Source organism: Acidocella sp. C78, from assembly GCF_907164655.1.
This window is the reverse complement of record NZ_CAJQZK010000004.1, coordinates 93,207-112,900: the sequence shown is the minus strand read 5'-3', so window position 1 is coordinate 112,900 and position 19,694 is coordinate 93,207. Positions and strand designations below refer to the sequence as shown.

The following is a 19,694-nucleotide window of genomic DNA, read 5'->3' as shown; positions in this document are numbered from 1 at the left end:
AACGGCAGGATCGGTCAGTCGGGGGAAAACACACGAAATCTGACAGAATCGTGATCGCGCGAGCGTTGCACGATTTTTCGTTACGAATTCAGTTCATTTTATATGAAAGCCGAAGCCGGCATCTCCCCTGCCGGCCGTCTGGACCTTCGCCTCGGGTCAGTCTGCGGCTTCCTTCATCTGCGCGCCGCCGTGCCGGTAGAGCGCCTGGGCAGCGGCGACGCCGGCGCCGAGGCGGATGTCGAGACCGAGATCGGCCATGCACATCTCAGCGACAGCAAGGCCGGAGAGCGCCATCGCATCGGTGAGCATGCCGAGATGGCCGATGCGGAAGACCTGGCCGGCGACATCGCCCAGCCCCGCGCCGAACGCCATGCCGTAACGCTCGGCGGCGTGGGTGACGATGCGCGCGGCGTCGAACCCGCCGGGGGTGCGAATTGCGGTAACCGAATTCGAGTAGAGTTCGGGTGATGCGGCGCAGGGCGACAAGCCCCAGGCGGCGACGGCGGCGCGCACGCCGCTGGCGATCCTGGCGTGGCGGGCGAAAACGTTGTCGAGCCCTTCATCGAGCAGCATGCGGCTCGACAGCGCGAGCCCGTTCAGGAGCCCGACCAGCGGCGTGTAGGGATAACCGCTGGCGGCGTTAGTGGCGCGCATGTCGTCGATATTGAAGAAATTGCGAGGGAGTTTCGCGTTCCTGCTGGCGGCGACGGCCTTCTCGCTGAACGCGGTGATGGCGAGGCCCGGGGGCAGCATGAAGCCTTTCTGCGAGCCGGTGACCGCGACGTCGACGCGCCAGGCATCGAATTCGAACGGCATCGAGCCGATCGAGCTGACGCCATCGACGAGGAGCAGCGCATCGTGGCTGGCCGCGTCCATCACCCGGCGCAGGCCGGCGATGTCGGAGACCACACCGGTCGCGGTTTCGTTGTGGGTGGCGAGCACGGCCTTGATCCGGCGCGCCTTGTCCTCGTGCAGAAGTTCGGCGAAGCGGGGGAGAGGAATCCCCTCGCCCCAAGTCACGTCGACCAGGATCACCTCGAGGCCGAAGCGCCGGCACATCTTGATCCAGCGGTCGCTGAACATGCCATTGCGGGCGGCGAGCACGGTGTCACCGGCGCTGAGCGTGTTGGAGATCGCGGTTTCCCAGCCGCCGGTTCCCGTCGCGGGGAAGATGAAGACCTCGGCGCGCTCCGCCTTCATCACGCCGCGGCAACCCGCGAGCGCCGCGCTGAGGATCGGCGCGAAAGCCTGCGACCGGTGATCCATGGTCGGCATGTCGCAGGCTTTTCGGATCACTTCGGGAATGTTCGTCGGCCCCGGGATGAAGACAGGGTTCTGCAGACTCATCGGGCGGATCCTTCTTCGGTTGCGCGGACTATAGGGTTCCGGCCAGGGGCACGCAATTTTTTTGAAAATATTTTTCAAAGCTGGAATTCGGCGGAAAAATGATTTGAATCATGATTTTGTTTTTTTCATCATGCGAAAATTGGTTTCAATCGAGGAGCAACGATGGCAAGGCCGCCCGAGATCGGCAGCACCGGACGCCGTGCGCGGGGACGCCCGCGCGCCTGGGCCGACACGACCAACCAGAACCGGATCAAGTCGCTCGATCGCGCCATGGACGTGCTGGAGCGGCTGAGCGAGATGGGCAGCGCGACGCTCTCGGACCTTGCCGGGGAACTCGGCCAGTCGCCGGCCAGCGTCTACCGCGTCCTGTTCACGCTGGAGGCGCGCGACATCGTCGATTTCGAGGCGACGAGCCAGACATGGCATATCGGCGCGGGCGCCTTTCTGATCGGCTCGCGGTTCCTGAGACGGACATCGCTGGTGGAGCGCGTGCGGCCGGCGCTCCGGAGCCTCATGGAGCGCACCGGAGAGACGGCGAGTCTCGGCATCGAACGGAACGGGCTGCTGCTCTTCGTGAGCCAGGTTGAGACCCATGCCCATATGCGGGCCTTCTTTCCGCCGGGGACGACATCGCCAATGCACGCCTCGGGCATCGGCAAGGCGCTGCTCGCGGAGATGGACGAGGGGCGGCTTGCCGCAATCGTCTCGCGCCACGGGCTCGTGCGCTTCACCGCCAACACGCTGACGACGCGCGACGCGCTGATGGCCGATCTCGCGGCGACACGCGAGCGTGGCTATGCGGTGGATGCCGAGGAACGGGACGATGGCATGCGTTGCATAGCCGCACCGATCTTCGACATGCATGGCGAGGCGATTGCCGGGCTTTCGATCTCGGGGCCATCGGCACGGATGCCCGACTCGGCAATCTCCGGACTCGGTTCATCGGTCATCGAGGCGGCGCAGTCGGTGACCGCGGGGATGGGAGGCCGGCGGCACGAGTGAGGCGTTTGGAAATCCCCCCTGGCCGATGTGATTCGCCGCTGAATTCGTATTCGGCAGGGATGGGAAGCTTGACCGTCTTTCATGCCGACCGGCATGGGGTGAGGAACCGGCATCGTGCCGCCGAACGATATCGGCGAATCCGCCGACGCAGCCGCATAAAAGATGAGGGGCCAAAAAAAACGGGGCCCCGGAGGGCCCCGTCGTGTAACCAGACCAGAACGGTAGGTTCAGACCGCCTTGAGGTTGGTCGCAGCCGCCTTGCCGCGTTCCTGCGTCACCTCGTAGGAAATCTTCTGGCCTTCGTTGAGGCCGCGCATGCCAGCAGCCTGAACCGCAGTGATGTGAACAAAAACATCCTTGCCGCCATCCTGCGGCACGATAAAGCCAAAGCCCTTCGTGGTGTTAAACCACTTGACAGTGCCGATCGCCATTGTCGCGTCGTCGCTCCTAAGACAGACCCACCGTGCGACCGCCGCACGGCTCCAGAGGGACAACCGGGTTTTGGACGTCTTGGCCGTACGGAAACCCGTCTCGTGCAACAAGGCAAGCCAAAGTCGATTGCACGATTAATGACGCAGAAACCGCCGGAGCTGTCAACGCGAATAAATTCTCCCGCGGGCGATTTAAGCAAGATTTCGCAAACTATCCGTTCAAATTCGATAAAACGCATAAGAGCCACCTACGATTGCCTTTCCGCACGCAGCGGGGAATAGTCAGGAAAGCCATTTACAGGGAGATCGATACATGACGAACGCTACCGTTTTCGAGACGATTTCGACCCAGAAATGTTTCGGCGGCATGCAGGGCGTCTATCGGCACGAGGCAAATGAAACGGGATGCGCGATGCGCTTTGCTGTTTTCATCCCGCCTCAGGCCAAGATCGGGAAGGTTCCCGCACTTTATTACCTGGCCGGCCTGACATGCACGGAAGAGAATTTCACGGTTAAGGCCGGGGCGCAGCGCGTTGCCGCGGAGCTTGGGATCGCCCTGATCGCTCCGGATACCTCGCCGCGCGGCCTTGGCTATCCCAGTGAATCGGACGCGTATGATTTCGGCGTCGGCGCCGGGTTTTATGTCGACGCCACCGAAGACCCGTGGCGAAATGGGTACAGGATGTATTCGTACATCTCGGAGGAATTGCCGGCGCTGATCAATGCCTCCTTTCCGGTCGATGCCGCACGGGTCGGCATTTTCGGCCACTCGATGGGCGGACATGGCGCCCTCACGATCGCGCTTCGGAATCCGCGGCGCTATCGGTCCGTTTCCGCATTCGCGCCGATCGTATCGCCGATGCGTTGTCCCTGGGGCGAAAAGGCGTTGACCTTCTATCTGGGCGGCGACCGCACGGCCTGGCGCGATTACGACGCAACCGCGCTGATCGCTGACCGTGGCTGGAATGGTCCGGCCATCCTGGTTGATCAGGGAACGGCCGACCCATTCCTTGAGCGCGAACTCAAGCCCGAATTGCTGCGGGAGGCCTGTTCAGCAAAGGGCGTGGCGCTGGAGCTGCGCATGCAGGATGGCTATGACCATTCGTATTTCTTCATTTCGACCTTCGTCGAAGACCATCTCAGGCATCACGCCCAACATCTCTGATGGGCGGGGCCTGACGAGATGCCGATCAGACGGTCAGTATCCGGCGGAGCAGTTCGACATCCTCGGCGAAATCGGGATCAGCGTCGATCAGTTCGGTGACTTTCGCCACCGCGTGCATCACCGTCGTGTGGTCACGGTTACCGAACTTCCGGCCGATCTCGGGCAGGCTGCGGCTGGTCAGCTGCTTGGCGAGATACATCGCAATCTGCCGCGGGCGCGCGATGTTCCGCGCCCGCCGGGCCGACGACATTTCGCTGATCCTGATATTGTAATGCTCGGCGACCTGCTTCTGGATTTCCTCGATCGTGATCTTGCGGTCGTACGCGCGCAGGAGATCGTGCAGAACCTCGTGCGCCGTTTCAAGCGTGACGGGACGCTCGAACAGGTTTGCGTGCGCGATGAGCCGGTTCAGTGCCCCCTCGAGTTCCCGGACATTCGCGGTGATCTTTTGCGCGAGGAACTCCATCACCCGACCGGGCACGTTCACGCCGGCACGGGCAGCCTTGGCCTCGAGAATGGCCAGCCGCAACTCGTAGGTTGTCGCATGGACATCGGCAACCATGCCGCAGCCCAGCCGGGTGCGAAGCCGGTCCTCGATCCCTGAAAGATCGGAGGGCGACTTGTCGGCGGAGACGATGATCTGCTTGCCGGAATCGACCAGCGCATTGAAGGTGTGGAAGAACTCTTCCTGCGTGCCATCCTTGCCGATGAGGAATTGCAGATCGTCCACCATCAGGACATCGACACTGCGCAACTCGTTCTTGAATTCGATGGTAGACTGCCGGCGCAGGGCGCTGACGAATTTGTGCATGAACTTCTCGGCCGACATATAGGCGACCGTCACCTCGTCCGAGCGTTGCGAAAGCTCCCAGGCGATCGCGTGCATCAGATGGGTCTTGCCGAGCCCGACCCCGCCATAGAGGAACAGCGGGTTGAAACCGGGTGTGGCATGTCCATCCGCGACGCGCCTTGCGCAGGCGTACGCAAACTCGTTCGGCTTGCCAACCACGAACGTATCGAAGGTGAACCGGGGATCGAGCGGCGCGCTCATATCCTGCCGATCCTCAATTTCACGGCGGGCGGCGGCAGGCTTGACGGCAGCCCCCTTCACCTCGGCCTCGGCAAGGTCGGGGGCGCGCTCGCTCGTTCCCACCGGCTTGGTGCGGATATCGACCCGGCGCACCGCAGGATTTTCGGCCTGCCAGAAGGCGGTCAGCAATCCACCATATTCCTTGTTGACCCAGTCGCGCAGGAACCGTGTGGGCAGCATGACCGTGACTTCATCGCCATCAAGCCCATGCAGAACGGCCTGGCGCAGCCAGTTGCGATACTCGACCTCGCCAATCTCTTCCTGCAGACGCCCCCGGACGCGACTCCACTGGCTGGCCAGTTCATCCTGGCCAGTATCGCCGCGCGAACGCCCTGAAGACCGGGCTTCGCTACCCTGATCCTGCCAAACCTGCGTGCTCAAGTGCCGCTCCCGTCCTGACTTCATCCCTGCACGACCGCATGACCGACCCGATATTCGACCGCACAAACCGGCCATCCGCAATCGATGGTTGAAAAAACCACCAAACGGATCAGTCACCGTCATCCATTCGTCATCCTGTGACCTGAAACTAGGCCAAACCCAGCGCCCTGCGCAAGACCCTATTGATTTGATTTTCTGCTGATATAATGTGCATCTTTAAATAATTGCCCATTAAATCAGGTGATTGATGGAGCCCTTTGAAATCTGGCCGCATCACTTCCTGATAAAATCGCAAAAACATCTTGCAATTGTCGGTTGCAGTTCATGTTGACGCGCTGTTGCGAAATACGATCAGTGAAGCAATTCTGATCCTGACAGCGAGTGCATCAGAAAACAACAAACAGCAGACATATCCAGCGACTTGTTTCATTCGCTGAATACCTCAACTGATCGTCGTTAAAAACGTGGTTTCACCAAGCCGAGAGGACTGATTGAAACGGCCCTTGCGTCAAGAGCCGCTCCGGCAACGGCGGTGGGGTTTTATCCGATAGAAATGGAAGCCCCGCCGCGTCTTAGACGGAGGCCGAAAGCGCCTTCACGCGGGCGGAAAGCCGGGACAGCTTACGGGACACCGTATTGGCCTTCAGAACGCCCTTTGTGGCGGCGCGCTGCAATTCAGGCTGAGCGACCACGAACGCGGCACGCGCTTCAGCATGATTGCCCGACGCTATCGCCTCTTCAACCTTCCGGACGAAGCTATGCACGCGTGACCGGCGGGCCTTGTTGCGCGCTGTGCGAACAATGGTCTGACGGATGCGCTTCTGCGCCGATGCAATATTGGCCATGGACGAACGATCTCTTCCAGTAAACGGAGCAAAAACCAACAGGCCGCAGCGCATGGTGGCTGCGGCCCGAAATCATATGTGTAGATATCGCCGGTCGGGTTGGCCGTCAAGCAGGGAAACCGCGCAATCCAGCGTCCGCATTCCGTATGGCCAGAGCGCGCGACAGACGCCGGAACGGCCGTCGCCCGACCGGCCTCCGGATATGACGGCATCCGACCGCAATACCCGCATGGCGCGTTACGCCAGCGCGTCGAACGCCCGATCGAGATCGTCGATCAGGTCCGCAACGTCTTCAAGACCCACGGAGAAACGGATCGTTCCTCCCCCGATGCCAAGGCGGGCTCGCTCTTGCGCGGGAATACGAGAGTGGGTCGTGGTTTCCGGATGAGTTACCATCGATTTCGAATCGCCCAGATTATTGGAAATCGCGATCAGATCGAGTGCGTTCATGAAGCGGAACGCCGCGTCCTTGCCTCCCTCAAGCTCGAACGTCACCAGCGTGCCGCCGGCGCTCATCTGCCGCTTCGCGAGGTCAACCTGCGGATGGTCGGCCCTGAACGGATAGAGAGCCCGCCGGACATGGCGATGGCTTGCGAGATGATCCGCAATGGTCGCCGCCGAGCGGGAGGCCTGGCCGACGCGAAGCGCCATCGTCTCAAGCCCTTTCAGGATGACCCAGGCGTTGAATGGCGAGATCGCGGGACCGGTGTTGCGGGTGAAGGGCTGAAGCGTGGTCTCGATCCAGGCCTTGCTGCCCAGCACGGCACCACCGAGCACACGCCCCTGGCCATCCATATGCTTCGTCGCGGAATAGACGACGACGTCGGCGCCAAACTCGATCGGCCGTTGCAGCAGAGGCGTGGCAAAGACATTGTCGACCACCACAACGGCGCCGGCCTTGTGGGCGAGGTCGGCAACGGCGCGCAGGTCGATGATCTCGAGCATCGGATTGGACGGCGTTTCCAGCAGCACCAGCGCAGCGCCCGGTGCCAACGCCGCCTCCCAGGCCGCGAGGTCGCTCCCGTCGACGAACACGCTCTCGATGCCGTAGCGCGGCAGCAAGGTCGAGACGATCCAGGAACAGGAGCCGAACAGCGCACGCGAGGCGACAACCCGGTCCCCGGCCTTCAAATGGGACAGCAAGGCCGCATTCACCGCAGCCATGCCGGTCGCGGTGGCGCGGCATGCCTCGGCCCCCTCAAGCGCCGCGAGCCGGGCCTCCAGCATGCTGACGGTCGGGTTGCCGAAGCGGGAATACTGGTAATGCGCAATCTCGCCTTTGAACGTGGCCTCCGCCTGTTCCGCGCTATCATAGACAAACCCGGAGGTCAGATAGAGCGCTTCGGCGTTCTCTGCGAAATTGGACCTGATCTGGCCGGCGTGAACCAGAGTGGTCGCGGGGCGGTATTTTCGTTCTTTCATGATCCGTCTATATCGTGCCGGCGTGGGACGGCAACCCACATGCGGCATGGGCCAGACCGGAGGATCGCAAAGGGCTGGTTTGCAACGGCGGTCAGACGGCGCCGAGCGCGGAGGCGGCAGGCGCTGGCTGGCGCAGCCAGCGATCGAGCATGGGAATGATCCGCTTTGCCGGCTGAAATCCTTCGGTGACGATCACGTAGCGCCGATCCGGCTCCTTTGCGGCGACAAGGGTCGGAAAGCCGACGATGCCGGATTTCTGCGTCAGCGCGAAGTCTTGCCGCGTTTCCGCGCCAAGGTCGTCGGAGCGGAGCAGATCCCGGAAAATCTCCGCGCCGAACCCCTGGCGCGCCGCGATTCCCGCCAGCACCACCGGATCCGTCACATCCTCGTTGCATAAATAGAAAGACCGCTGGATGTTGCCCAGAAGGATGAACGCGTCCTCCGCCGAGCGGCGACGGGCTGCGACAATGGCACGACAAGCCATTTCGCTATCGTAGAAAAAGCCTTCGCGGTCGAAAAACGCATGATCGAAGGGCTGCCCGGACGCGTCTTGCACCCGCTCCCAATGGGCTGACGTCAGACTTTTCGCCGCCGCATCCATGGGCGAACGCACGTCTCGCCGCAGGCCGCCGAGAACGATGCGAATGCTCGTCCGGCGGGCATAGCGTGCGCGAATCTCATCCATCACCGGCGCAAAACCCCAGCACCATGCGCACATCGGATCGATAAAGTAGACGAGAGAGGTTTCATATATCATACGTCACACCATATGTGCCAATCCGCCGCGCCGGACGGGTTGTTTTATAATGATCGGTTTATTATATTGGAATTGGTAATGCAGTCGAGATCAAGAGTAATATGCCACGCCCACGCCTCCTGACTGACGATGACGTTCTCGACCGGGCAATCCCGGTCTTCAGACAGAATGGCTACGCAGGCACGTCTCTACGCGACCTGACGGAGGCAACCGGTCTCAGCGCGGCCGCGCTGTACCATCGGTATGGCGACAAGGACGGCCTGTTCCGCGCGGCGCTCGAGCGCTACGCTGATGACGGCTTGACGCCTGTTCTTGAAGAGCTCGCCGCGAATTCCGACCCGATCGCCTCGATTGCCGATTTTCTCGGCCAGATCCGCGACCTTTCGCGGGACGATCCGCTACATCTCGGCTGCCTGCTGGTGAACACGGCGATGGATGGCGGCCCCCTGTCCCCTGAAGCGAGGACGATCGTCGCGACGCGTCTTGGCGACGTTCAGCGGTTTTTCCAGGAACGGCTTGAACACGCCCAGGAGGCCGGGCATTTGCCGGCCGGCATGAACGCCGCCACACAGGCCGAGCTGCTGTTGGGCACCGTTGTCGCGCTGCGCACTTTCGCGCGGCTCGACCCCGATCCTGGCCGGCTGGACCGCCTTGTCGATGACGCCGTGAGCAGACTCACGAGGCCCGCGCCCACATCCATATGAACACATGCACCACCCGGACACGCCGCCAGTCTCCGCCGGCCTTGCGGCGTTGCTACGCGGAGTGCCGCCTGAGGAGAGCCTGAATGCGTGACCCCCTGAAGCTTTACGATCTCGCCGGCGCGGACGAACGCGTCCGGTTCAGCCCGAATTGCTGGCGCACCCGCTTCGCGCTCGCCCACAAGGGCCTGCCGTGCGAGACCGTGGTCTGGCGGTTCATGGAAAAGGACGCCATCGCATTTTCCGGCCAGGGCAAGGTGCCCGTGCTGGTCGATGGTACCCGGCATGTTCATGACAGCTGGACCATTGCCCTGTACCTTGAGGATGCCTACCCGGATCGTCCGAGCCTGTTCGGCGGCGCCGCCGGCCGCGGCCTCGCCCGCTTCGTGAACCAGTGGACCAGCGAGGCGGTACACCCCGCGATCGCGAAGGTTGTGCTGCCCGACCTCGTGGACATTCTGCACGAGGGCGACCGCGAGTATTTCCGCACGACGCGCGAGGCCGCTTTCGGCACCACGGTGGGCGCGCTGCGGGCGGCGCGCGAGGAGAATCTCGCCGCGCTCCGCGCCACGTTGCGCCCGCTTCGCAGCACGCTGGCCGATCAGAAATTCCTCGCCGGCGACGCTCCGAACTATGCGGACCATGTGGCCTTCAGCGCCTTCCTCTGGGCGCATGCCTCGACCCCGGTAAAGATCCTCGCCGAGGATGACACGCTGCACGCCTGGTGCGGCCGCATGTTCGACGCTTATGACGGGCTGGCACGCAGCCTGCCGGCCGCCGCCTGAACGGGAGACATCCAATGTCCGCGATCGAGGGTATCCGCGCCTGCGTGTTCGACGCCTATGGCACGCTGTTCGATTTCGGCTCCGCCGTCGCCCGCTGTCCGGATGTGCCGGATGACCGGCGCGCCGCGCTGGTGACGCTCTGGCGGGACAAGCAGCTGCAATACACCTGGTTGCGCAGCCTACAGAACCTCTACACCGATTTCGAGACCGTCACCGCCGACGCGCTCGATTTCGCGCTGGAAGCGACCGGCCTCGCCGACCCGAAGCGGCGCGAGTCGCTGCTCGCACTCTATCGTATCGTCTCGGCCTATCCCGAGGTAAAGGCGACGCTGGGCACGCTGAAGGCAAAAGGAATCGCCACGGCGATCCTCTCCAACGGCACTCCCGCGATGCTCGCCGCGGCCATCGCCCATGCCGGGATTGGCGACGAGCTTGACCATGTGCTTTCGGTCGAGGCGGTGGGCGTGTTCAAGACCGATCCGCGCGTCTACCAGATGGTGCCGGCGCGCCTCGGCGTCGAGCGCAAGGAAGTCTGCTTCGTCTCATCCAATGGCTGGGATGCCTACGGCGCCTCGGCCTTCGGCTTCCGTGTCGCCTGGTGCAACCGCGCGAAGCAGCCGGCGGAGCGGCTGCCGGGCACGCCCGACGCCATGATCGGCGATCTGTCCGCCCTGCCCGGCCTGCTCGGCCTCGGCTGAGGCGCCGCTTGCGCCAGCCGGGACGGCGGCGCTAGATTGAGAGCAGGAACCGGTGGCCCGCAAGGGCTGAAACGGGAACGCAGAAGGGCGAAGTTTCGCCCCGTCTGCGGCTGCCCCCGCAACTGTGAGCGGCGAGGCGCGTTCATCCGGGCCATTGCGAGGCGGCACAGACCGCCCGCGAGAAGGCCGAACGCGCCAATGACCCGCGAGCCAGGAGACCGGCCGGTTCCGAGACCATGCGCGCGCATCCGGGCGGGGTGAACCGGGAGCGAAGGGTGAAGTCCCGAAGCCTTCGGTCGCCCTGATGGCAGCGCCCGCCCCGCCGGGCGCCGGACCGGAGACTCCTCATGCGCGACTTCGCGCGACACATATCTTTGATCACCCTGACCTTGTGCGGGGCGCTCGCCACTGCGCACGCCCAGAGCGAGCAGCTTCCCGCCGGCACCGTACCGATCGAAACGGTGACCGCCTCGTATGTGCGGACACCGATCGCCGACACCCCCGCATCGGTCACGGTCATTACCGCGGCCGAATTACGCCGGCGCGGTGTATCCACCATCGCCCAGGCGCTCGCCACCGTCCCCGGGCTGAACGTGGTGCAACTGGGTGGGCCGGGGGCCCAGACCTCGGTCTTCATCGACGGCACGAATTCCGAGGACGTGCTGGTGCTGCGCGATGGCGTGCCGGTCAACGACCCCTCGGTGGCCAACGGCGCGTTCAATTTCGGCAATCCCGGCATTGGCGATATCGCACGGATCGTCGTGGTCCGCGGCCCGATGTCGGGCCTCTACGGTTCGGGCGCGATCGGCGGTGTCATCAACCTGATCAGCAAGCGCGGGCACGGCGCGCCGCATGTCGATTACGACATTGCCGGCGGCTTTCCCGGCCAGGGCGAAGGCAGTGTTACACTTTCCGGCCGGAGCGGGAAGTTTGATTACGCAATCACCGGTTCGCTCATCGAGCAGGCCGGGTTCGACGCGACGGCGCGGCGCCTTGCCGTCTATGCCGGGCATCGCGATCCGTTCCGCTACAAGCTTGGCGCCGTCAATCTCGGCTACACGCCCATCGCCGGCACGCGGATCTCGGTGATCGTCCGCGCCCGGCAGACCGGCAGCCAGTATCCCGATCTCGGCTACCCGATCTTCGATGATCCCTATGAAAACAGCTACGATTCCAACGTTTTTGTTCGCTTCGGGGTGAAATCCCACCTGTTCGACAACCGGCTGACCACCGCGCTCGACATCGCCCATGTCCAGGACGACCGCCGCTACCTCACCTTGTTCGACCCCGCCGACCCCAATCAGTATGCCGGCGACAGCGGCTATCGCGGCGACCGCACAGTGATCCAATGGAACAACGTGGTCCGTCTTCCCGATTTCGGGCCTTTGGCAGGGTCGGACCTCGTGGCCGGCATTGAAAGCATTCACGACACCGCAATCGAGAACCTCAACGAGAATTTTTTCGGATTTCCCTATCTGGCGAGCCTCGACGCCTCGCAATCCACCACCGCCGCGCATCTCGGCGCGCAGACCACCGTGGCGCGCCGCCTTTCGGTGCAGGGCGCCATCCGTGCGGATTCGGTCAGCGGCTACGGCACCGTGGTCACCGAGCGCGGCGGCCTCGTCCTCGCGCTGCCCGCCATCGACACACGGTTGAAAGCCTCGGCGGGCAGCGGCTTTCTCGCCCCCTCACTCTACGACCTGCACGGCATCGACAGTTATGGCTATCACGGTAACCCGAACCTCCACCCCGAACACTCGATCGGCTACCGGTTTGGTTTCGAGACCGTCCTGCCCGCCTTCGGCATGGCCGACGCGGTCACGCTGCGGATGAGCTATTTCCATCAGGACATCTCGAACCTGTTCCAGTACACATCGCTGCCCGACGGCACCAGCACGGAGGAAAACGTCGCCCGCGCCCGCATTCACGGCGTCGAGGCCGGCATCGGCTTCGCGCCGGCGCCCTGGCTCTCCGGCCAGATCGACTACACCCGCACCATCGCCCGTGATGTTGCGACGGGCGCCGCCCTCCTGCGCCGGCCGGAAAACGCCGGATCGCTCACCGTCTCGATCCGTCCCATCCCGGCGCTGTCGATCGAACCCGCCATCCGCTATGTCGGCCGTTTCTCCGATTACCTCTACGCCAATTCCGGCTATCCGGCCGGGATCGGCCTTGCCCGGCCCGGCACGATCGCCAATCTCGCGGTCAACTACCGGGTTAGCCGCGCGCTCACCCTCTTCGCGATCGGCCGCAACCTGACCAACTCGCCCTTCGAGCCGGCAAACGGCGTGCAAATCCCCGGCCAGAACTTCCTCTTCGGCCTGAGAGGCACGATCGGCGGATGATGTCCGCATCCCGGCTCGGCGCGCCGCATACGACATATTCGTGAAAGGCATATGTTGCGATGCACAAAAAACTTGAAACAGGCAGGGCAACCGACATATAGTGCGATGCAGCAAACAACACGTTGTTTGCTTTCTTGGACGTTTCCTCCCTAAACTTGGCGGCCTTGTGGCCGCCATTTTTTTTGCTCGCTCCACGTCCTGTCGTGATGTGGCCCTTCCAAAAAAATCGCTTGCCTTCATCCATCAGCCGTTTACTTTACGCATGGCAGCTATATCACAAAAGCAAGAAGGACGGGACGAATGGTACTTTCAAGGCGCAATGCTCTTCGAGGAGCGGCAGGCTCGGTTCTCCTCGCTTCGGCAAGCCCCATCGCCCGTGCGGCGGACAAGGTCTATCACCTTGGGATTACGCTTCCCCTGACCGGTGCCGATGCCGAGGCCGCGCACCTGATCCTGCACGGCGCGCAACTCGCCATCAAGCTGGCCAACCAGAGCGGCGAACTGGGCGACATCCGGCTTGAGCCGATGATCCTGAACAACGCCACAGCGACCGCCGGCCAGTACGACCCGGCGCAGGCCGCCACCAACGCGCGCAAGCTGGCGGGCACGCGCACCGTTCTCGCCAATGTCGGCCCCGAGATGAGCGGCTCGGGCAAAGCGATGGCGCCGATCCTTTCGATGGCCAGTCTCGCGACCATCACCCCCTCCTCCACCGCGCCGGACATCACCAGCCCGACCTATGCCGGCGAGTTCGATCCGGGCGGCAAGCCGATCTATTTCCGCACCGTGACGACCGATGCCTATCAGGGCCCGAACATGGCGAATTTCTACGCCGAGGTGCTGAAGGCGAAAAGCGTCTACCTCCTCGATGACAGCGGCGCCTATGGCGTCGGCCTCGCCAACGCCTTCGAGGCCCAGGCGCGCAAGAAGGGCATGAAGGTCCTCGGCCGCGATCGGCTCGACCCCAAGGCCGCCGACTATTCCGCCGTGCTCACCAAGATCGCCGCGACCAAGCCAGCCTCGCTCTATTACGGCGGCACGATGCAGGCCGGCGTGAAACTGGTGAAGCAGAGCTACCAGATCATTCCGCACGTGATCAAAGGCGGCGGCGACGGCATTCTGAGCCCCGAGATGATGACGGCCGCCGGTTTTCCCGCCGCCGAGGGCTGGTATGGCACCAACGCCTCGCCGCATGTGGTCGATGACCCCAAACTCGCGAACTGGGTCGCGCTCTATACGAAAACCTACGGCGTCGCGCCGGACGACTACGCCATCACCGCCTACGACGCCGCCCTCGTCGCCATCGCCGGGATCAAGGCGGTGCAGAAGGCCGGCAAGCCGCTCACCGCCGCCACTGTGCGCGACGCGATCGCGAGCGTGCATGTCAACGGCTTGCAGGGGCCGATCAGCTTCGACAAGTATGGCGATATGACCAGCCATATCGTCGCCGTGTTCCAGTTCCACCAGGACAAGTCCGCCCCGCTCGGGGATCTGAACAAGCAGATGCGATACGTCGGCGTGGCACCGCAGCACTGACGCGGCACCCATGACCGGAACGGCGGTTTTTCTTCAGCAGCTCGTCAACGGGCTGAGCCTGGGGGCGATGTACGCGCTGCTCGCACTCGGGTTCACGCTCGTCTATGGCATTCTCGAACTGATCAATTTCGCCCATTTCAACGTCTTCATGGTGGGGGCGTTCGTCGGCCTCATCGTGCTGCAATCCTTCGGCCTGCAGGGTCAGACGGTGCTTCTGCACGGCGCGCCCCTGGTTCTCGCGCTGCTCGCTTCCCTCGTGGTGACGATGTTGGCCTCCGGCGTGCTCGGCGTCCTGATCGAGCGCTACACCCTGCGGCCGATGCGCAACGTGCGGGGACCGATGGCGATGATCACCACGATCGGCGTCTCCTATATCCTGTTCAACCTCGTGCTGCTGCTCACCAACGCGCAGGCGCTGAACTACCCCGACCCGATGCCGAGCGTCGACTATCATCTCGGCGGGGTGACGATCCGCCTCAAGGCGGTGATCATCTGGGTCGTCGCGGCGGTGCTGATGTGGGGGCTCAACCTGTTCGTCAGGCGATCCCGCCTCGGCAAGGCGATGCGCGCCGTCGCCCAGGACGCGGAGGCCGCGCGGATGATGGGCGTCGAGGTCGACCAGGTGGTGATGATCGCCTTTTTCGCCGGCTCGGCCCTGGCCGGCGCCGCCGGGATGATCTTTGGCCTCTACTACAATTTCACCCAGTACAGCATCGGCTACACGGCGGGCCTGCGCGCCTTCACCGCGGCCGTGCTCGGCGGCATCGGCAATGTGCCGGGGGCGATGGTGGGCGGCCTGCTCATCGGCCTGATCGAGACAATCGGAAGCCAGTACATCGCCGCGAAATGGGCCGATGTGATCATTTTCTCGATCCTGATCTTCACGCTGGTCTTCCGCCCGGCCGGCCTGCTCGGCGCGCAGTCGCCCAACCGCTCGTAAGCGGCGATGAAACGCCTCGCCTTGCTCTCGCCCCGCCAGCGCCAGGCGCTGTTCGCCGCCCTGCTGATGGTGCTGCTGCTGCTGCCCTTTCTCGGCATCGGTCAGGCGAATATCGATGTCGCGGCCAATAGCTGCGCCTATGCGGCACTGGCGCTCGGGCTGAACATCGTCGTCGGCTTCACCGGCCTGCTCGATCTCGGCTATGCCGCCTTCTTCGCCATCGGCGCCTATGCCTACGGCATCCTGAACTCGTTCCAGCTTCACCCGCACTGGAACGCCGCCTGGGCGCCGCTCGCGGCGATCGGTTTCGTCGCGAAGCTTGGCGCGGGTGCGGCGGCGACGGTGCATTTCACCTTTCCCTTCTGGCTGATGCTGCCGGCTTCCGCCGTCATCGCCGCCTGTTTCGGCATGGCGTTCGGCGCGCCAACCCTGCGGCTGAAGGGGACTATCTCGCTATCGTCACTCTCGGTTTCGGCGAAATCGTGCCGATCGTCGCGCGCAACTGGTCGTCGCTCACCAATGGCGCCGAGGGGCTGAACGGCGTCGGTCCGCCGGTGCTGTTCGGCTATCGCTTCGGCATCAACGCGACACCTTATTACTATGTCGGCCTCGGCCTCGTGCTGCTGCTGCTGTTCATCTCGCTGCGGCTGAAACCCTCGCGGATCGGCCGGGCCTGGATGGCGGTGCGCGAGGACGAGATCGCCGCCGGCGCGATGGGCGTGCACACCACGCGGCTGAAGCTGCTCGCCTTCGCCATGGGCGCCGGGTTCGCCGGCATGACCGGCACGTTCTACATCGCCAAGCTGCAGACCGCGACGCCGGACATGTTCGACCTGCCGGTCTCGATCATGGTGCTGGTAATGATCGTGCTCGGCGGGCTCGCCAGCGTCTGGGGCGCCATTCTCGGCGCGGTGCTGCTGGAACTATTGCAAGCCTGGTTTCTGCCCGCCCTGTCCGGCTGGGTGCAGGGGCTCGGCAACGCGATCCATTCGCCCTTCCTGCAGAATCTCCAGCTCACCTCGGCCTCGGAGCTGATCTTCGGCATCATCCTGGTGACCATGATGCTCTACCGGCGCGACGGTATTGTTCCGGTCGGCCGGAACGAGGTGCGGCTGAGCTACGAGCAGCAGGACGCCGCGGTTTCCCGCGGGGCTGCCCCAGCCGTGGCCAGGCTGCGCGCCGGACTCGCCGAGGCCAGCGCCGACGCACGGCCCGCGGCGCTCGAAATCCGCGACCTCACCGTGAAATTCGGTGGGCTGACCGCGCTGAAATCGGTTTCGCTCGATGTTCCGGCGGGCGGTATCGTCGCCGTGATCGGGCCGAATGGCTCGGGCAAATCCACCCTGTTCAACAGCATCACCGGCCTCGTGAAACCCTCCGCCGGCGTGGTGCGTTTCGCGGAGCGCGATCTGCTCGGCCTGCGGCCGGACCAGGTGCTGCGCGCCGGCGTCGCCCGGACGTTCCAGAACATACGCCTGTTCCCCAACCTCACGGTGATGGAAAACGTGCTGATCGGCCAGCACAGCCATCTCTCCGCCGGGGCCGCCGGGGCGGTGCTCGGCCTGCCCCGCGTGCGCGCCGAAGAGCGTGAGGCGCGGCAATTCGTGCTCGAATTGCTGGCGATGTTCGGCAACCGCCTGGTACCGCGGATCGACCAGGGCGTGGCGCAGCTCTCCTACGCCAATCGCCGCCGTGTCGAGATTGCCCGCGCCCTTGCCTCCCGCCCGCGCCTTTTGATGCTCGACGAACCCACGGCGGGGATGAACCCGGCGGAAAGCCTGGAACTTGCCGAGCAGATCGCCGCCTTCCGCGATTTCGGCCTCACGATCCTGCTGGTGGAGCACAAGCTCGATGTCGTCACCCGCCTCGCCGACAACGTGATCGTCCTCGACCATGGCGAGAAACTCGCCGAGGGACGGGCCGACGAGGTGCGCCGGAACGAAGCGGTAATCGAGGCCTATATCGGCCGGGGTGCGGTCGATGCCTGAGGAAACCCTGCTCGAATTCGCCGGCGTGCACACCCATTACGGCGACCTCCACGTGCTCAAGGGTGTCGATTACACAGTCGCACGAGACGACATCGTGGTGCTGCTCGGCGGCAATGCCAGCGGCAAGTCGACCACGATGAAGACGATCATGGGCACCGTCACCCCCTCGAAGGGCGAGGTGCGCTTCCGCGGCGCGCCGATCAACCGGCTCAGCACCTCGGAGCGGGTGAAGCGCGGCATCGCCCCGGTGCTGGAGGCGCGGCGGCTGTTCCCGCGCATGACGGTCTACGAGAATCTCGAAATGGGCGCCTATACGCGCAAGCGCGGCCCTGACTTCGACGAGGATCTTGAACGGGTCTACGCGCTGTTCCCCCGCGTGAAGGAACGCCGCCAGCAGCTCGCCGGCACGCTGTCCGGCGGCGAGCAGCAGATGGTCGCGATCGGCCGCGCGCTGATGGCCCGCCCGGCGCTGATCTGCATGGACGAACCCTCGATGGGCCTCTCGCCGCGCTTCGTCGAGATCGTGTTCGGCATCATCCAGACGATCAACCGCCAGGGTGTGGCGATCTTCATGGTCGAGCAGAACGCCCACATGGCGTTGCAGATCGCCAGCCGCGGCTACGTGCTGCAGACCGGCCGCGTCGTGCTCTCCGGCCCCGCCGCCGACCTCGCCGCCAACCCGGCGATCCGCGAGGCCTATCTCGGCGAGTTGCAGGTGGAGGACAGCTAGAGCATCATCCGATCAGATGGAGTCATCTGATCGGATGATGCTCTGATTATCAATATCATAGAGCACTACATCCGATCCGGATGGATCGGAAAGTGCTCTAGCCCGGCAGCGGCATATTCACGCCGAAAATCTGCAGGAGCAGAACGACGTTGAGCCCGAGGATCACGATCGCGCCGCCGATCGCGGCGATGGCGGTGATCCCGCGCACCGCGAGCGCGCCCATCAGCGCCCGCCGCGTGGAAAACCACAGCAATGCCAGCATCGGCACCGGCAGCGCCAGGCTCAGCACCACCTGGCTGAGCACCAGCGCTCGTGTCGGGTTCACGCCAAGGCCGATCACCACGAAGCCGGGGATCATGGTCAGCGCCCGGCGAAGCCAGATCGGGATCGAAAACCCGACAAATCCCTGCATCACCATCTGCCCCGCCAGCGTGCCCACTACGGAGGACGACACGCCGGAGGCCAGCAGCGAAATGAGGAAGATCACGGCGGCACCGGCGCCGAGCAGCGGCGAGAGCGTGCGATAGGCCTCGCCGATTTCGGCGATCCCCTGATGCGCCGGATGGAAGGCGCCGGCGGCCATCGCCACCATCGCCATGTTCACCAGCCCGGCGACCCCGAGCGCCGCAAGCACCTCGATATTGGAATAGCGCACCAGCCGCCGGCGCTGCGCCGCATCCTGCGGCGCCACCCGCGCGCCGGAGAGGCCGGAATGCAGGAAGAGCGCGTGCGGCATCACCGTGGCGCCGACGATGCCGACCGCGATCGTCAGCGCCTCGGCATCCGGCAGGGACGGCAGCACCGTATGCAAGGCCGCCTGCCGCCAGTGAACCGGCACGATCAGCAGCTCGGCGAGGTAGCAGAGCGCGATGACGCCGACGAGCGCGCCGATCGCCAGTTCCATCGGCCGGAAACCGCGCCGGTCGAGCAGCAGGATGCCGTAGGTGATGATCCCGGTAATGGCCATGCCCGCCATCAGCGGCAGACGCGCGAGCAGGGCGATCCCGATCGCGCCGCCAAGGAACTCGGCGAGATCGGTCGCCATGGCGGCGATCTCGCTGATGATCCACATCGGAATGGTCAGCGCCGGCGGCAGCGTGTCGCGGCATAGCTCCGCGAGATTCCGCCCGGTGACGATCCCGAGCCGGGCGGACAGACCCTGGAACAGCATGGCGATCAGGCTGGCGAGCAGTACCACCCAGAGCAGGTCATAGCCGTAGCGGGCGCCGGCCTGGATGTTCGTCGCGAAATTGCCGGGGTCCATATACGCGATCGAGGCGACAACCGCGGGGCCGGCAAAGATCAGCGGATTGCGCCATCCGGCGCGCCCGGCCAGCCGGTCCGCGACGGCGCGTGCCGTCCGTTCGCTCAGCCCTGGCCGGGAAACAAGGTCGCTCACCGCAATCGAAGCCCACCCATGAAAATGTAGCCGAGGCTATATATAGGGCAGCAGGCAGGATTTTGAAGAGGCGGGCGAGCGGTCACGCCGAAAACAAAGCGCCGGTCGGAGCGGAACTCCGGCCGGCGCCAT

At 64.2% G+C, this 19,694-nt stretch carries 18 protein-coding genes and 1 riboswitch; of the genes, 11 read left to right on the top strand and 7 right to left on the bottom strand.

The features are described from left to right. Positions 1-156: 156 nt before the first annotated feature. Positions 157-1,347 carry an L-aspartate--glyoxylate aminotransferase BhcA gene (bhcA, locus tag ACIDOCELLA78_RS000000101120; protein ID WP_201728019.1) on the bottom strand — a complete coding sequence of 397 codons (1,191 nt, stop codon included), beginning with the start codon at positions 1,345-1,347 and terminating at the stop codon, positions 157-159. Positions 1,348-1,509: 162 nt separating this feature from the next. On the opposite strand from bhcA, the gene bhcR reads away from it, so the two are divergent. Then, positions 1,510-2,349 (top strand): HTH-type transcriptional regulator BhcR, encoded by an 840-nt coding sequence (gene bhcR, locus ACIDOCELLA78_RS000000101115; RefSeq protein WP_201728018.1) that lies wholly within the window; start codon positions 1,510-1,512, stop codon positions 2,347-2,349. A 227-nt stretch (positions 2,350-2,576) separates the two neighbouring features. Here the strand turns inward: bhcR and ACIDOCELLA78_RS000000101110 are convergent, their stop codons facing one another. Further along, positions 2,577-2,780, bottom strand: a complete 204-nt coding sequence (locus ACIDOCELLA78_RS000000101110) for a cold-shock protein (protein ID WP_007421600.1) — start codon at positions 2,778-2,780, stop codon at positions 2,577-2,579. Between the two features lie 313 nt (positions 2,781-3,093). Between ACIDOCELLA78_RS000000101110 and fghA the strand changes: the two genes are divergently transcribed. Beyond that, entirely contained in the window at positions 3,094-3,945 is an 852-nt protein-coding gene (gene fghA, locus ACIDOCELLA78_RS000000101105; protein WP_201728017.1) for an S-formylglutathione hydrolase, read from the top strand. Positions 3,946-3,970: 25 nt separating this feature from the next. Here fghA and dnaA read toward each other — a convergent pair whose 3' ends face one another. The 4 genes from dnaA to ACIDOCELLA78_RS000000101085 all read right to left on the bottom strand — a co-directional run bounded on the left by dnaA (position 3,971) and on the right by ACIDOCELLA78_RS000000101085 (position 8,440). Then, positions 3,971-5,440, bottom strand: a complete 1,470-nt coding sequence (gene dnaA, locus ACIDOCELLA78_RS000000101100) for a chromosomal replication initiator protein DnaA (RefSeq protein WP_201728016.1) — start codon at positions 5,438-5,440, stop codon at positions 3,971-3,973. Positions 5,441-5,988: 548 nt separating this feature from the next. Beyond that, positions 5,989-6,261: a 30S ribosomal protein S20 gene (gene rpsT / locus ACIDOCELLA78_RS000000101095; RefSeq protein ID WP_201728015.1), complete on the bottom strand. Its 273-nt coding sequence runs from the start codon at positions 6,259-6,261 to the stop codon at positions 5,989-5,991. A gap of 237 nt (positions 6,262-6,498) precedes the next feature. Next, positions 6,499-7,683, bottom strand: coding sequence for an O-succinylhomoserine sulfhydrylase (metZ, locus tag ACIDOCELLA78_RS000000101090; protein ID WP_201728014.1), 1,185 nt, complete (start codon positions 7,681-7,683; stop codon positions 6,499-6,501). 91 nt (positions 7,684-7,774) lie between these two features. Then, entirely contained in the window at positions 7,775-8,440 is a 666-nt protein-coding gene (locus tag ACIDOCELLA78_RS000000101085; protein ID WP_201728013.1) for a DsbA family protein, read from the bottom strand. 101 nt (positions 8,441-8,541) lie between these two features. Here ACIDOCELLA78_RS000000101085 and ACIDOCELLA78_RS000000101080 point away from each other — a divergent pair, with 101 nt between their 5' ends. The 9 genes from ACIDOCELLA78_RS000000101080 (at position 8,542) to ACIDOCELLA78_RS000000101040 (ending at position 18,163) form a co-directional block, all read left to right on the top strand. Then, positions 8,542-9,144, top strand: a complete 603-nt coding sequence (locus ACIDOCELLA78_RS000000101080; RefSeq protein WP_201728012.1) for a TetR/AcrR family transcriptional regulator — start codon at positions 8,542-8,544, stop codon at positions 9,142-9,144. A gap of 83 nt (positions 9,145-9,227) precedes the next feature. After that, a complete protein-coding gene (locus tag ACIDOCELLA78_RS000000101075; RefSeq protein ID WP_201728011.1) occupies positions 9,228-9,926 on the top strand; it encodes a glutathione S-transferase family protein in 699 nt (232 codons plus the stop codon). Positions 9,927-9,940: 14 nt separating this feature from the next. Beyond that, positions 9,941-10,624, top strand: a complete 684-nt coding sequence (locus ACIDOCELLA78_RS000000101070; RefSeq protein WP_201728010.1) for a haloacid dehalogenase type II — start codon at positions 9,941-9,943, stop codon at positions 10,622-10,624. 33 nt (positions 10,625-10,657) lie between these two features. Further along, a riboswitch (cobalamin riboswitch) is annotated at positions 10,658-10,866 on the top strand. 105 nt (positions 10,867-10,971) lie between these two features. Next, entirely contained in the window at positions 10,972-12,969 is a 1,998-nt protein-coding gene (locus tag ACIDOCELLA78_RS000000101065; protein ID WP_201728009.1) for a TonB-dependent siderophore receptor, read from the top strand. Between the two features lie 300 nt (positions 12,970-13,269). After that, positions 13,270-14,505 (top strand): branched-chain amino acid ABC transporter substrate-binding protein, encoded by a 1,236-nt coding sequence (locus tag ACIDOCELLA78_RS000000101060; RefSeq protein WP_201728008.1) that lies wholly within the window; start codon positions 13,270-13,272, stop codon positions 14,503-14,505. Between the two features lie 10 nt (positions 14,506-14,515). After that, the gene (locus ACIDOCELLA78_RS000000101055; RefSeq protein WP_201728007.1) at positions 14,516-15,445 is read left to right on the top strand and encodes a branched-chain amino acid ABC transporter permease; all 930 of its coding nucleotides are present in this window, start codon (positions 14,516-14,518) and stop codon (positions 15,443-15,445) included. Positions 15,446-15,451: 6 nt separating this feature from the next. Further along, the gene (locus ACIDOCELLA78_RS000000101050; RefSeq protein WP_249675200.1) at positions 15,452-15,982 is read left to right on the top strand and encodes an ABC transporter permease subunit; all 531 of its coding nucleotides are present in this window, start codon (positions 15,452-15,454) and stop codon (positions 15,980-15,982) included. After that, positions 15,928-17,433 carry an ATP-binding cassette domain-containing protein gene (locus ACIDOCELLA78_RS000000101045; protein WP_249675198.1) on the top strand — a complete coding sequence of 502 codons (1,506 nt, stop codon included), beginning with the start codon at positions 15,928-15,930 and terminating at the stop codon, positions 17,431-17,433. Before ACIDOCELLA78_RS000000101050 ends, ACIDOCELLA78_RS000000101045 begins: the two co-directional genes overlap by 55 nt. Next, positions 17,426-18,163: an ABC transporter ATP-binding protein gene (locus tag ACIDOCELLA78_RS000000101040; protein WP_201728006.1), complete on the top strand. Its 738-nt coding sequence runs from the start codon at positions 17,426-17,428 to the stop codon at positions 18,161-18,163. Before ACIDOCELLA78_RS000000101045 ends, ACIDOCELLA78_RS000000101040 begins: the two co-directional genes overlap by 8 nt. A 97-nt stretch (positions 18,164-18,260) precedes the next feature. Here ACIDOCELLA78_RS000000101040 and ACIDOCELLA78_RS000000101035 read toward each other — a convergent pair whose 3' ends face one another. Then, complete coding sequence (locus ACIDOCELLA78_RS000000101035) at positions 18,261-19,562, bottom strand: Nramp family divalent metal transporter (protein WP_201728005.1); 1,302 nt, start codon at positions 19,560-19,562, stop codon at positions 18,261-18,263. Positions 19,563-19,694 lie beyond the last annotated feature (132 nt).